This window comes from Monashia sp. HAY1-5C, from assembly GCF_056755255.1.
In genome coordinates this window covers 1-251 of sequence record NZ_JBPGXG010000572.1, presented here as the reverse complement: position 1 = coordinate 251, position 251 = coordinate 1, and the positions used below count along the sequence as shown (strand labels likewise).

1 protein-coding gene is annotated in these 251 nt (G+C 63.3%); it reads right to left on the bottom strand.

Features of this window, described 5'->3' with window-relative positions; all coding sequences use genetic code 11:
- Positions 1-251 (bottom strand): ATP-binding protein (locus ACR9ZK_RS22805; protein ID WP_481344202.1); only part of this gene is annotated, 251 nt, incomplete at both ends.

The following is a 251-nucleotide window of genomic DNA, read 5'->3' as shown; positions in this document are numbered from 1 at the left end:
GCACGGCGATGGAGGCATCGCGCAGGCGCTGGTACTCCTTGTCGGTCAGGGTCTGGGCCGGGGCGACGGTGATCGAGTCACCGGTGTGTACGCCCATCGGGTCCAGGTTTTCGATGGAGCAGACGATGATGCAGTTGTCGGCGGTGTCGCACACCACCTCCATCTCGAATTCCTTCCAGCCCAGCACCGATTCTTCCACCAGCACTTCGGTGGTCGGCGACAGTTCCAGGCCGCGGGTCACGATATCGACC